We start from the raw sequence: 13,621 nt of genomic DNA, 5'->3' as shown, positions 1-13,621 counted from the left end.
AGACTATATAGGGTTCTTTCGAAGTGCCACCTGGGGCTTGAGGAAGTGGCCTTCAGGATCACATGATGCATGGCTTGTGCGGAAATTGATTTATGGATGATTCACAAAATACTCAGAAAACTCAACCGAAACAACCTATGGAAGTCCATGGCGTTAATTTTGTCACTCGGTTGCAACAGCTCGACGGCGACTTCTACCATTTGAAAAGATGGCATCTTTGGCAACAAGACACTTTGGTCACAGAAGTGTTCGCAATGGGATGGAAACTTTTTATCATTGATCCGCGAACGTGTCCGGTGAGTCTTCAGACTGATCACCTTTTGCGCCCTGCCGGGAACGAGCTTTTTGCGCTGTTTTTGCCGGCCAAAGAGGTGGTCTGCTGGCAAATTTCTGCTAGCTACATTTACTGGGAAGCCTATACTTCCAATACACCCCTTAGAGTGAATCTTCCCGGAGCCGTCATGTTTCCATGGGATCGAACCTCGGCGTTTTCTACCGCAGCGGAAGTGGCCGAACACCTGATACAGCTCAAATACTATACTCCCGTGAGCCGGAGAGCTGAAACTTGTTCCGTGGCCCAGCGGACAAAAGATTATCTGGATGCCCACTATACCAACGATCTCTCGATGCGAACCATTGCAAACACGCTGAATGTTCCCTACTCGACTATGACCCACTATTTTCGACGCTCTTTTGGGTTGTCGCCTAGCGAGTATCGCCAACACCTTCGAATTACGGCGGCCGGTGGTCTGATCGTATCACATGAGAAATCCGCTACTGAGTCTTGTTTTGCCACGGGACATGGCGACTATTCGGCATTCAAACAAGGATTTAAGAAAGTGTTTGGGGTGTCACCAAGACACTTCTCAAAAGTTGCCGACTCAACCGATACCTGCCACCCCCCGTGGCGCAAAGAAATGGAGACTTGGTGAGAAAAATTTATTTTGCACCTGTTGCCACATTTTTTTCGATTATATATGGATGTCTGGGACTTTCGCTGGTTGTTTTTTTCTTATTAGATTCAAAGTTTCAAATATGGCAAACGTCTGAAGTTCTCACCATTGCAGGGTTTTTCTGCACTTCTTTCGCCCTGATTATTGGAGCCTACCGTTTGTATTTCACAATAAATGATGTGCCCACCGGTGAAATTCAACCCGGCACTCGCAACGAGCGGGTTGCAATGATCTATCAACTTTTTATTATGTTAATAATACGCCCGTTTCTACAAAACATGTTGATACCTGTCCCCATGACCCGACTTATTTATAAGGCTCTTGGCAGCTCCGTGGGGCATGCCACCTACTTTCCGGGCCGAATCGGGGATCCTCTGCATTTTTCCATTGGCGATGGATGTATTGTTGGCGATGACAGTCTCATTATTAGTCATGCCATTGAGGGTGACCGTCTCGCATTTTACCCAGTAAAAATCGGGAATCATGTAACCATCGGCACGAAAGCCATCATCATGGCTGGAGTCACTATCAGCGATGGCGCCCTTGTGGCCGCTGGCGCCGTAGTCCCCAAAAACACCCACATTGGCGCCAATGAAGTGTGGGCCGGAACCCCGGCCCGGCGTGTGGGCTCGACAAAACCTATGGCTGCCTGATCGGCATTAGGCAACCGAGTTCAGATAGAATGGACAGCTCTTCAGCAAAATTGTTTACGTAAAAACCTTTTACCTCTTTTACACCAGCGTAAAGGTTAGAGTCATCCACGTCGATCATACCTAACACTAAATTGACCCGGCGATGACCATACTCATCTTCCAAGTAGACTTTTGGTGCTCCAACACTTTGAGTAACGATAAGATCGTAGCTAAGCCAACGGTCTCCCCACTCCTTCTCCATGCGATCCCGAAGGCTTGTCGACCCCTCAGCCGCAAGCCACGAGCGACCAATCATATATTTCAGAATCCCTCCTAAAACGTCATGACCGAGACTCACTTCCTCGAGAAAACCTAAATTGAAGCAAGTTCCCCCACTAAGAGTGTTGCCCTCCCACCCCTCACAGGTGGACAGAGACGATATGGGCAGGTGAAAGTTGGTGAGGCTAATTGGGATACTTTGGCTGATTTGGGCTTCATTACTTTCAAATAAGACCATCTGCTCGAGATCGTTGATAGTGAAAGAGGTGTCTCCCACTCTTATGCCAGCCACGTTGTCACCCTCATGTACCAGATACACGGGTACGCCTCCCATGTAGGAGGTGGAGCTTTTTCCGACCCGAAGAACCTTTTCCATACCGATTCGAATAGTAACCGGCACTTCCGGCAAATCTACGGGAAAACAATCGTAGTACTTCATTGCAAATGAGTCTTCCGTGGCAAAACTCTCTGCAGGCAAAAGTGTCAACGCAGCTAGACCCAAGGTCGCTAGGACTTTGACCATTCGTATCCTCCTCTTTGGAAAAGGGATTCCTACCACGGAGGTTACCCACTGGCACCCCTCAGGCCTCGGATTTGAAAAAGCTTTAATATGGCTTTACGCTAAAAGAACGCCTATGCCAGGGCTTTTTGATCTGGGTCTGTTAGTTCGCAAAATATTTTAAGGCCCTGGTCCATGTTGTGGAACCCATCGACCACGTTTGATCTTAGCCATGGCCGAAAAAAAGGAACTAAAAGACCTGTGAAGGTTTCTTGATGATGCATACGCACCCCTAGCATTACTGGATTTTTCGAGTTTATTGACCCTGACAAGCCTACCAATGGGCGCCCCAACATTTGCCTATTTGGGCCACATGGGATTGAGCTTTTAAAATGTCGCTGCCACTCGAAGCGCATTTTACGCAATCGTCATCGATGAGTTTCTCTTCGGATCGGTGGAAAAAAATGCCTTGTTAGAGGCTCACTTGAGTCACAGAGAACAAGGTTGGGGGTTTTGTTGAACGACAAAAAATCAACGGAGCACAGCTTTAAATTATTAAGCCGATGCCTTGGCGTTTACTTTGGCAATTCGGTCAAGCCAAGCGCGCTCGATGGATAGGTCAAAACCTACGGCTTCGGCGCCTGTGACCACAGCTTTGAAGACTTGTTTTAATAAATCGATGTCTTCTGGACTTCCCTCTCCATGGTTGACATGGTCTTCAATGGCTTCAACCACACTGATTAGGTCTGGAGTGGTCACCACTTTAGGAAGACGAGAGGGGTCTAGACCCTTGATCTGCCCCGGCTTGAAGCCGACAAGTCTTTCTGTGAGCAATATTTTAGTGCCCGATCGAAAGTTCACTTGTAAAAAAGGCTCACCGTGCGAATCGAATCGCGAGATCACCTCTTCAATGGACTTTAATTCAAAACCCAAAGTCTTTCCGTCGGCCTCTTGCTGGATTTCGACTCGACCTTGGTTAAAGTCTTTGATCATCAATCCTGTAGACTGCTCAATATAGTGAACAATCTGCTCTTCTGTTTTGGGGTTATTCATAACCTGCTTCATCCGACTCAAAATTCCCTCGCCTGCTTTCTCATTGTGTCTGCGTCTTCAACGATGTCAGAGTAGCTATCGTCCACACCTTGGAAAGACTTGAGGGCTTTGGGAATTTTTGGTTTATTGTCCTGCAAAGGAATCAGACAAAATCCAGTAAGTTATTGAAATGAGACAGTTTTCATCATAAAACTGGCAAAACTTAGAACACTATTTGACAGATTCCCACACAAACGCGATTTTACAGGTGAGATCGACAATACCGCCTTTGCCTTGATTTTTGGGTCTCTACATTAATAATTGTGAGGTTTTTATGCTTGTGCGACGATGGCAGGCGCCACGAGTTCCTGATATTCAACAGATTAAGATTCTTTTTGAGGCCGAAGGTCTAGAGCCCTTCAACGAAGAGTATCCCAAAGGGGCGACCGTTACAGATCACAGACATCCCTTTGATGAAGTACGAATGGTCGCAAGTGGCGAACTGGTCATGAATGTGGCCGGCAATAAGCTGCTGCTGCGACCGGGTGACCGCATTACCATCCCTTCAAACACAAAACATTCTATGGAGACGCAAGGGGATGAGTTATGCGTGTGTGTCTGTGCCAACAAGGTGTATTAAGTCGGGCCCTAAGTGGGGCTCTCTCTATTATTAAAAAATATTGAGCCCAATCAAATAAGATCGGTAAATTTACCGGCGGCCATTCACACTTTCATGGGAAACATTTTTTAGCCGGTGGTGGAGCTACTCGCGAAGCCAGGCCAAATATTGCAGAATCGTCTTTTCAAAACCCCGGTCCACGGGTTCGTAAAACTTCTCAGCTTTCACACTCTCAGGGAGGTACTGCTGTCTAGCCCAACCCTTTGGAGCATCGTGGGTGTAGACGTAGTCTTTGCCGTAGCCGAGATCACGCATGGCTTGTGTGCGCGAGGACCTTAACGCCAAGGGAATCGGCAGGGCTCCTGTTTTGTCCACTACTTTAAATGCTTTTTCTAATCCGACGTAGGCGCGGTTTGATTTGGGGGCGCTCGATAGATAGGTCGTGACTTGCGCCAAACTGATTCTCGCCTCGGGCATACCAATAAGCTCCACAGCCTGAAGTCCAGACACGGCTACGGTAATAGCGCGAGGATCAGCATTACCAATATCTTCTGAAGCTAAAATCACTAGGCGCCGAGCAATGAAAACGGGGTCCTCCCCTCCCCTTAGCATTCGTGCCAAGTAATACAAGGCCGCATCAGGATCACTGCCGCGAACACTTTTGATAAATGCCGAAACGCAATTGTAATGTTCATCGCTGTTTTTATCGTAGCTGATACCGGCGGTCTCAATGACCTGACTGAGCTGATCACGCCCCACGGGCCAATTGATGCCCTCTGCCTTCAACTGAGCCACACTGGCAATCTGCTCAAACCAATTAATCAATCGGCGCGCATCTCCTGAAGCACGCTCGCACAAATCTTCTTGGGCTTCTGAGGTCAATAGCTCGTCCAAGGGGACCGACAGCCTTTCGGCCGCTCGTTTCATTAATCGAGCCAAATCTTCTCTTGTATGGGGCCGAAACACCACCAAGCGGCAACGACTTAACAGAGCAGAGTTAAGTTCGTAGCTGGGGTTTTCAGTGGTTGCACCCACCAAAACAAAATCACCTTTTTCAGCAAACGGCAGAAGCACATCTTGTTGAGCTTTGTTAAGGCGGTGGATTTCATCGATGAATAGCATGGTTTTTCGCCGAAACTGTAAGCGACGATCTCGAGCTTGTTGTCCCAACTCGCGCAATTTTTTAGCCCCCGTATCGACGGCATTCACAGTGACAAACTCACTGTCTATTTTTTCGGCCAGAAGGTGAGCAAAAGTGGTCTTTCCACTCCCCGGGGGGCCCCACAAAATTAAGTTTTGGATCCACCCTGTTTCGATATTTTTTCTAAGCGCTGTACCTGGTCCAAGTGCATGAGCTTGACCCACAAAGTCTTCAAAATCTTTTGGCCTCAACTGCTCAGCCAGCGGCTGGGTTGAGTCTTCGTATTGGTTCTGCGCCTGCTCAAAAAGATCCATGCCGCTGTTTTAAAACCTTACGGAAGCACTGGCAAGAGGTGATCCTGAGAATTCCCCATGAATCGGGGAAATGTCTCGTCCTGAGACGCCAGAACGTGTTTCTGGCTTCTAGCCGTAGGTCCAGCAGTAATTCTGTTTGTTATCAACACGTAATATACTAAAATTATTATTAAGGTGGTGGTGTCGATGAACATTTTGAAAATTGCAAAGCTCGGGCTTTTGGGTCTACTCGCCCTATCGACAATTCAGTGTGGTGTTGAGAGTGAGAGTATGAAACTGTCTAAGCTGATCACTCTCACTCCTGTGCCAGAAAGCCCTATTGTTATCAACGCCGATATTACCATCGATAAGGGTACCGAAAACGAAAGAACCATCAAAGCTCCCTGGACTCGTTTTAAATTTAATTTGAACAATCAGTCTGGCCAGAAATTTCGTATATTGACCTTCACCTATTACGCGACCTCCACCAAGGGCGGCGGCATTGTGAAAGCCGAAGGTGGGTTCGATTTTGGTAGTCAATCTGGAGAAATTTACGGAGACTTTGAGTCCAACTACAATGGCACCCACAGCGTGGTGATCTACCTGGGTTCACTGCCAGAGGCCGATAGCTTTGTTTACACCGTGGAATTTGAGGCCCAGGGCTATTTTCTGGATAGCAGCGGTGAGCCCGTAAATCGCCTCAATCTTTCAACGACCATGGTCACCCAGTAGCCTGTGAAAAAGATTCGATCCTAGACTGAATTCACTACATTCTATTTTGACCCAAACCGGGTCTATCGTTTAAGTTAGCGGGAATAGTCCTGCCCCATTTTTGGCTTAATATAATTCCCTACGAGGTACCTCTATGAGTAAATTGGCACTTTTATCATCGGTAATTGTTTTTGTGGCGACCCTTTTGAGCTGCAATCACCCCCAACGACAGATTAATGCGGCCAATGCCGAAACTCCAGATGCATCCACTGGACAGCAGGCCCTGCTGACTCAAAATCTAGTGATCCCTGAACGGCGGGACTTCCCGGTTAATGTCAAATTAGACCCCTGCAATGATTTTTATGAATACGCCTGTTCAGGTGCACTGGCCGACTTCTCGCTGCCCGATGATAAAAGCGCCTACACATTTGCATTCAATGACTCGCATGAGCGGGTCAAACGAAAAAAGATGGCGTTCATAGACAGTGTTGCCAATAAAAAAGTGTCTCCCCGCTTGGCCCAAGTGCGAGATGTTTATCAATCCTGTCTAAACGAAAAACGACAGGTCACTGACGAGCAAGAGTGGGTGGCCCAAGTCAAAGCTGACCTTGCCCAGATCAATAGCCACGAAGAACTAGCACAATACATTGTACAGAGATGGAACGCTGGATCCCCCAGCTTTCTGGGTCTTGGTGATATTCCCAACCAAAAGAACAGCTTAAAAAATGACGCTTATTTTGATGTGGATGTCATGCAGTTGAATCACCGAAAACTCTATGAAAAAGAAGACGTGAAACAAGCCTATACGGAACTTGTCTCTGCCTTTCTCATTACCATTGGTGAAACTCAGCAAATATCTGCGCGGGCGAAAAAGGTTGTGGACCTGGAACAGGCTTTCTCCCAAGTGTATCCCACGCCAGAAGAGTTTCGTGCGCTGATTAACGAAGATCGCTATGTGTCTCGGGAATCTCTGGTTGCTAAGTATCCGGCATTTCACCTCGACCAGGTATTTGCTCCGCTATCGGCATCTGTGCCCCTTCGGGATCTTTCGCCGGAAGCCACAGCTTATCTTCACGAGCAGTTTGTCAAAGGCGATTTGCAGACGCTGAAGGATCTGGTCGCGGTTCAGTCACTTTATTCTACACTCGACGATGCCTACCCTGAGTTTTATGATCAGAAATTCCAATTCAGTCACAAGTATTTAGGTGGCCCCGCCGTGCGAAAACCTCGCGATCAACGGTGTGCCGACTATACCTTTAGAAAGTTTGCCAAAGAAATTGACGCCGACATGGTTCAAGAGATGTTTCCAGATTTTTCGAAGGAAAAATTTGTGGCTCTATTAGAAAAAGTACGAAAAGAGATGATCCACCGGATTAAATCAAATGAATGGTTAAGTGATGCCGGCAGAAAAGGAGCCTTAAAAAAAATGGAGCGCCTCGGGTATCAAGTGGTTACGCCCAATACTGAGGCGGAATGGGATTTTCTCCCGGTTAAGACCTATGACAACGCTTCGTTTTTAAACAACGTGGTGATCTTCAACAAGATGATGATTGAAAAGACCTACGACGACCTCAGCAAAGACCGCAACAAAGATGTTTGGGGAATGGGACCGTTGACGGTGAACGCCTATTACTCGGCCATGGATAACAAGTTTGTGATGCCCATTGGGATACTCCAATACCCGTTCTATGATCAAAATCTGCCTGAACATGTGAACATGGGAGCTGTGGGTGTTGTGGTTGGACACGAGATTGGTCATGCCATTGATGACAAAGGAGCTCAATATGATGGGGACGGTGCTCTGAATAACTGGATGACCGAAGAGGACCTCAAGCACTTTAAAGAAATGGGGCAAAAACTTGGCGTGTACTATGCGGCTGAGGAACACAATCCCGAATTGACAATGGGTGAGAATATTGGCGACCTGAGTGGACTGACCTTTGCCTACGATGCTGCCTTTGGCAAAAAGGCGGCCACTCAAAAACAAAAACAAGAATTTTTTCTTCAATACGCACGGGCCTGGTGCCAAAGCATTCGGCCGAAGTTTAGAGAGCAAATGCTGAGAAATGACTACCACTCACAACAACCACAGCGGGTGAATTTGCCCATAAAACACCTCACTGGATTTTATGAAGCCTATCAGTGCAAGGCCGGCGACAATATGTATGTGGCCCCCAAAGATCGAGTGCAAATTTGGTAATTTGAGTGAGTCGTAGTTGAGTACTGAGGTGTTTTGAATTTTTAATCATTCGCCTCTGGCGGCTCTTGCTGCCAGAGGCCTCTTAGATAAAGCTTAAGAGCCTTTTGCCGTTTGCGCTTCGGGGTTCAAGATGCGCGGAGTTAAAAACAATAACAGCTCGTTTTTTTCGGTCTTCTTGCTATCCGCTTTAAAAAGCCAGCCCAAAACCGGAACTTTTCTTAAGCCAGGGAAACCCGATTCAGACTGGGTTTCATCACTTTGATAGATCCCGCCAATAACTGCTGTCTGTCCGTTTTGAACCAGAACTTTCGTTTTTGCGGAACGAGAGTTCACGGGACGGTCTTTTGTGTCTTGGTCGGCTTCAGCACCAGCAAATTCTCTAAGGACTTCCACATCTAAAATCACACTTCCTTCGGCTGTGATTTGAGGTGTCACCTTAAGCTCCAACTTCACCGGGACCCGAGTTGACGACTTCGTGATTTCGTCGGTCAACGGATCTTTAGTTTGCTTAATGGAGATGGTCTCTCCTTTTTGTGTGATTTCAGCAGGTGACTTGTTCATGGTTACAATTCGAGGTGACGAAATAATTCGCACCAAATTGTCTTTTTCTGCCAAAGCCAAAGTGCTTGATAGGTTTCCAAGAAAACTCATTCGGCCCACTCTTAAGTTAAACGCGTTGGCCAAGGCACTGACAGCATCATTGGTGAACGGTTGAAAGGCATACCCAAAATTAAGATCAATGGGTCGGCCATTATCGCCACCTGAAGCACTAATTGTGGTATTTGCACCGGTAAAGCCCCAGTTAAGGCCTACGTCCTTTTGAAAGGTCTCTGTGGCTTCAACGATCTTGCCCTCAATCATCACTTGCGTGGGCGGGATATCTAACTCTTTTACCAATCTTTCGATTTTAGTTAAAACGTCGTTGGTGTCAGTAACGATGAGCGCTGAGGTGCGCTCATCTCCAACGACCTTCCCTCTGTTTGGCGTTAGAAACTCTTTAATTTGAGTGGTTAAATCTTTGATCTGAGCATAGCTGATGGGGATCACCTTCACCTTTAGAGGTGAGAGACCCTTTTGCGATTGAACGATCGCTTGAGCGTCAGCCGCTTCCTTTTGAAGCGACGCCAATTGAGAGATGCGAAGAACGTTACCTTGTCGGATATACCCAAGGTTTTTGGCCCGCATAACGATGATCAAGGCCTGATCCCAAGGCACTCGACGAAGACGTAGCGAAATCTTACCTTGTACATCATCTGACATCACCAGGTTCACACCACTTTCTTCTGCAATAAACCCGATTACATCGCGGATATCGGCATCTTTTGTTTCAATTGAGATTCGCCGACCAAAAAATTCGTTACTTTCTGTCATAAACTCATCAAGAGTTCGCGCCCCGAGTATTTTGGCTTGTTCTTCCGCTTTTTGAGTGTCGTAAGAGGAGCGCCATGTGGGATCGTCCTCAAAGCTGTCAGCCTCGGCAGGGGCCGCAGATGGGCCGGCGGCAACAGCGGCTGCGTCTTCCGCGGGGGGCACGGCCTCTGCTTGGGCCATGCTCATCTCACCTTGTGGAATAACAATAATAGAGTGGCCCTCTTGCTGGACAAGAGGCTCATTGGATGCCTGCATTTGAATAACCACGCGGGCCGTTGTGGTGCCTGGATTTTGATAGGCATTAATAGCTTTAAACGCGGCCCCAAAGTCTTTCATAATGTAGGGGCGCTTAAAACGATCTGCTAAATTCACATTTTGAATTTCCACCACAAACTGATTGGTTTCAGGATTGAGGCGAGTGGTATAGGGTGTGGCTGCAGATGTTTTGATGACAATCGCTCCACCTTGTTCGTTGCTGCGATATTCAATATCAGTCACCTCTGCTTCCGCGGCCCCAGCCATCATTGGCTCAGCCGTTACACCTGGTTCTTCGGCAAAAACAGGCTCATCTTCAAAAGGCGCTTCTTCCTGAGCCATTTCATCGGCCAGAGGCTCTTCCATCTCATTTTCCATGGATTGAGTTTCAGCCATTTGCTCCGGCTCTTCAGACATTTCTTCTTCTGATCCGAAGTCTTCTTCGGCAGGCTCACTGTCGGCTATGTCATCAGCGGACTCATCAGATGAGTCCATGACCTCGTCGCCCCCAAAGTCTTCGCTATCAATGATTTCATCCTCAATGCCCTCTTCATTGGATGCTACCTCTTCGTCAGATCCAAATTCAGCAGGTTCGCTTTCAACTCCACTTTCGACGTCTTCAAGGGCCGCAAGAACATCGTCGTCGCTTTTTGAACTTGGCGAAGAACAAGACGTGGACAATCCTAAGATTAAAACTAGCCAAATAATTTTATAAAGTTTCTGCGCCATCCTTGACACCCCATCTACCAATTAGTTTCGAGCCATTTTCACGACTCGGGTTGTATACAGCAACTCGCCGCGAATGCGAGCTGTTTCTACAATGACAACTTCCCCTTCACGAATCACCGCTATATATCCGTTGCTTCGGCCCAAACGATCATTCTTTCGTAAAGTATGCACTTCATTATTCGGATCCAAAAACATGGCCTTTGGATCTTTAACGTCCCACATGATTCCAATCAATTTTATCTGTCCCAGATCAAACTGCTGAAGGGGCAACATCGGTCCGGCCGCTGGCCCATCCACTCCCACCGTGACTTGAATTGTGGTGAACGGCTCAAAGGGGTCTCGTCGACCTTCGGGATTGTAGTTGTAGGGCTCAAGAAAGGGCAACTCATTGGCCGCAGGGCTTGGCGGAGGTACCGGGGCCGCCCCGGCATTATCACCAGGCATTGTCTCCGGTGGAACTTCTGTGCCTGGTGGGGGTGGAGGTACAGGAGGGGGCAGTTGTGCTTCTTGGGACTCCGCCACGCGAACAAAGGGCGACGTTACAGCAAAAGCCATCATGGTGCTGGCCACACCGACAAATAACAATGCTAAAACTTCAGACCACTTTCGATTCATCCCTAAAGCCTATTTCTTTTTGTCGTTTTTGTTTTCCTCAACGACATATTTAAATCCCTTAAACTTTGCCTTAAACGTCAATTCATTATCTTCGTTGTTCTTGCCGGATGTTGAACGCATCTCGAACTCTTTTAACGTGACAATTTTTTCTACTTTCGTCAGGTACGACATGAATGACAACAATTGGCCATATGATCCACGCAGATCTACAGTGACACCTATGGCTTCTATAAAATTGTAGTCTGTCTTTTCTCCGCCCGATGACTGAACATTGTTGATATTAACACCTGCCACTCGGGCCTCATTCGACATTGTTTTCATCAACTCAACGCCACTTAAATCGGCGGGAATATAATTGAGAATTCTATTCATCTCTTCGCCTAACTCTTCGGCCACCACCTTAAAACGCTCAGCATCCTTAATAGTCTTATCATACTTGGCGATTTCTTGTTCCTTGGCCGCCACCTGATCCTTCATATTCTTAATCTGATTTTCTTTGCTCGTCCCATCGTCGAACATCACAAAGAAATATAGTACAGCCAGGCCTATACCTATTAAAACTGACTGCTGTAATGTTAACTGGTTGAGCTTTTCTTCCATATTCACTTATTCCAATGGCATCACTTTTGCGTTAATTTCGAAACTTATCACATTGCCCTGACCCACTGTCTTTTCGGCTGACTTTAACGGTATCACATCTCTAAACATTCCTCGTCGCGCTTCCATAGCCTCAAGAAAACCCGTCAGTTCGTCTTCCGATAGGGCATAGCCCATGAGATTAATTGTGTCTTCTTGATACTTAATTTGGGTGAGCCACAAGCGTTCAGGCACAATATTTTGCAACATGTCCAGCATCTTAATCTCGCGAAGTCGAGTTTTTGAAAGCACCTTAATCACACGGATTTTATCTTCAAGCTCCCGAATCACTTTTTGTGCTTTTTCTGCCTCGTCTGCTTTTTTCTGTTTATTTCTAGACTCAGTGACCTTTTGTTGGTTTAGAGCCACTGCTGCTTTGTAATCATCTTCAAGCTCACTGAGTGTGAACTGTTCAAACCCAATCAATAAAATAACGAACGCCAACATGGCCCCAATTTTTTTCGCATTCTGCGACTGAGAACCGCTGTCGAGAGATCCAATATCAAATGTTTGAGTCTCAGCAACTTCTACACCTTGATTTCGAAGAAGATTGACTTTGATCATGAATCACCCACCCCGCGCAAACCGAGGCCGATGGCCACAGCGGAGAAATCTCTGATTTGATCAATGTAACTGGCTGAGAACACTTTTTTACTGTAGTTGATGCCCAAAAAGGGATCAAACTTCTCGCAATTCATTATATTTGAAAGGCGAGTCAGCAGTCCTGGCATTTTGCTTCCACCACCAGTGACAAAACACTGTTTGATTTGATCTGCATCCGATGTGTTAACAAAAAAGTCCACACTGCCAGAGATTTCGTCAGCCACTATATCATGCACCGACTGAATAATAGCTGCCGCCTCATCGGGGGCCGGCTGACCAGAAGCCACGCTCATCTTCATGACCTCGGCTTCTTCACTATTGATGCCCATACCCTTTTGAAGCTCACTGGTGTAGGTGGATCCACCTACCGGAATGTCTCGGCAAAAAACCACTTCACCCTTTGAAACAACGACAAAATTAGTCGTGGTCGCACCCACATTCAACAATAAGGCGTTGCCAGTGGCACGGTCCCCGTAACTTCGAAAAAAACAATTGGCCAAAGCAAAACCTGCCACGTCTAAAATCGCGCATTTAAGGCCCGCTAGCTCAATAGTTTCTGCACTTTTGAAAGCTTTTTCTTGAACAGCGGCCACCAACAAAATGTCCATCGTTTCAGGCGACTTGTTGGCTTGTTTTAGAACTTGAAAGGCCAAGTTCACTTCGTTTACATCATAGGGTATATACTGCTCGGCCTCCCAGCGAATCTGTTCAGCGATTAAGCTTTCTTCCATACGCGGGATACTGATTCTCTTAACAATAACGCTGGTTCCCCAAAGCGAAGTGGCTGCCAATTTTCGTTTGGAATTCACATCCTCAACTAGCTGGCCAATGGTGGCACCTATGGCACCACTGTCGATGACTTCTCCGCCTGAGACGGAGTTAGGAGGTGTTTCTAACATACCGAAGGACACCAATGTGGCCGACCGTTTAGAGACGTCAAGCTCCGCCAGCTTTATGGTGCTAGTACCAATGTCCAACCCAATAATCTTTTTCTTGCCAAAAAACATGGTTAACTAGGCCCCATCACTGATGTTTTTTACTCGCCGTTTGCCT

Annotated in this window: 13 protein-coding genes; 5 read left to right on the top strand and 8 right to left on the bottom strand. The window is 47.0% G+C overall.

Annotation, left to right across the window (positions count from 1 at the left end; genetic code table 11):
- Window positions 1–92 precede the first annotated feature (92 nt).
- Together H6626_14980 and H6626_14975 are read left to right on the top strand one after the other, a co-directional pair.
- A complete protein-coding gene (locus H6626_14980) occupies window positions 93–932 on the top strand; it encodes a helix-turn-helix transcriptional regulator (protein ID USN47461.1) in 840 nt (279 codons plus the stop codon).
- Complete coding sequence (locus H6626_14975) at window positions 929–1,606, top strand: acyltransferase (GenBank protein ID USN47460.1); 678 nt, start codon at window positions 929–931, stop codon at window positions 1,604–1,606. Before H6626_14980 ends, H6626_14975 begins: the two co-directional genes overlap by 4 nt.
- Here H6626_14975 and H6626_14970 read toward each other — a convergent pair.
- Both H6626_14970 and H6626_14965 read right to left on the bottom strand, forming a co-directional pair.
- A complete protein-coding gene (locus H6626_14970) occupies window positions 1,593–2,387 on the bottom strand; it encodes a hypothetical protein (GenBank protein ID USN47459.1) in 795 nt (264 codons plus the stop codon). The two genes, H6626_14975 and H6626_14970, sit on opposite strands and share 14 nt — an antisense overlap.
- Window positions 2,388–2,918: 531 nt before the next feature.
- Window positions 2,919–3,416 (bottom strand): hypothetical protein, encoded by a 498-nt coding sequence (locus H6626_14965; protein USN47458.1) that lies wholly within the window; start codon window positions 3,414–3,416, stop codon window positions 2,919–2,921.
- A 313-nt stretch (window positions 3,417–3,729) separates the two neighbouring features.
- Between H6626_14965 and H6626_14960 the strand changes: the two genes are divergently transcribed.
- Window positions 3,730–4,035 carry a cupin domain-containing protein gene (locus H6626_14960; protein USN47457.1) on the top strand — a complete coding sequence of 102 codons (306 nt, stop codon included), beginning with the start codon at window positions 3,730–3,732 and terminating at the stop codon, window positions 4,033–4,035.
- A 123-nt stretch (window positions 4,036–4,158) separates the two neighbouring features.
- Here H6626_14960 and H6626_14955 read toward each other — a convergent pair whose 3' ends face one another.
- On the bottom strand, window positions 4,159–5,469 hold the full coding sequence (locus H6626_14955; protein USN47456.1) for a replication-associated recombination protein A: 1,311 nt from the start codon (window positions 5,467–5,469) through the stop codon (window positions 4,159–4,161).
- 186 nt (window positions 5,470–5,655) lie between these two features.
- Between H6626_14955 and H6626_14950 the strand changes: the two genes are divergently transcribed.
- Window positions 5,656–6,180 (top strand): hypothetical protein, encoded by a 525-nt coding sequence (locus H6626_14950; GenBank protein ID USN47455.1) that lies wholly within the window; start codon window positions 5,656–5,658, stop codon window positions 6,178–6,180.
- A 133-nt stretch (window positions 6,181–6,313) separates the two neighbouring features.
- Window positions 6,314–8,359, top strand: a complete 2,046-nt coding sequence (locus tag H6626_14945; protein ID USN47454.1) for a M13 family metallopeptidase — start codon at window positions 6,314–6,316, stop codon at window positions 8,357–8,359.
- A 93-nt stretch (window positions 8,360–8,452) separates the two neighbouring features.
- On the opposite strand, the gene pilQ is transcribed toward H6626_14945, so the two are convergent.
- From pilQ to pilM, 5 genes are read right to left on the bottom strand one after another with little or no spacing between them, the layout of a single operon-like run.
- Window positions 8,453–10,714 carry a type IV pilus secretin PilQ gene (gene pilQ / locus H6626_14940; GenBank protein USN47453.1) on the bottom strand — a complete coding sequence of 754 codons (2,262 nt, stop codon included), beginning with the start codon at window positions 10,712–10,714 and terminating at the stop codon, window positions 8,453–8,455.
- Window positions 10,715–10,735: 21 nt separating this feature from the next.
- On the bottom strand, window positions 10,736–11,329 hold the full coding sequence (locus H6626_14935) for a pilus assembly protein PilP (protein USN47452.1): 594 nt from the start codon (window positions 11,327–11,329) through the stop codon (window positions 10,736–10,738).
- A 9-nt stretch (window positions 11,330–11,338) separates the two neighbouring features.
- On the bottom strand, window positions 11,339–11,929 hold the full coding sequence (gene pilO / locus H6626_14930; GenBank protein ID USN47451.1) for a type 4a pilus biogenesis protein PilO: 591 nt from the start codon (window positions 11,927–11,929) through the stop codon (window positions 11,339–11,341).
- Between the two features lie 6 nt (window positions 11,930–11,935).
- Window positions 11,936–12,529, bottom strand: coding sequence for a PilN domain-containing protein (locus tag H6626_14925; GenBank protein ID USN47450.1), 594 nt, complete (start codon window positions 12,527–12,529; stop codon window positions 11,936–11,938).
- Window positions 12,526–13,575: a type IV pilus assembly protein PilM gene (gene pilM / locus H6626_14920; protein ID USN47449.1), complete on the bottom strand. Its 1,050-nt coding sequence runs from the start codon at window positions 13,573–13,575 to the stop codon at window positions 12,526–12,528. The genes H6626_14925 and pilM overlap by 4 nt, the downstream gene beginning before the upstream one ends.
- Between the last annotated feature and the right edge of the window lie 46 nt (window positions 13,576–13,621).

Source organism: Pseudobdellovibrionaceae bacterium (assembly GCA_023898385.1).
Taxonomy (GTDB): Bacteria; Bdellovibrionota; Bdellovibrionia; order Bdellovibrionales; family UBA1609.
This window is presented reverse-complemented; position numbering and strand designations above follow the sequence as displayed.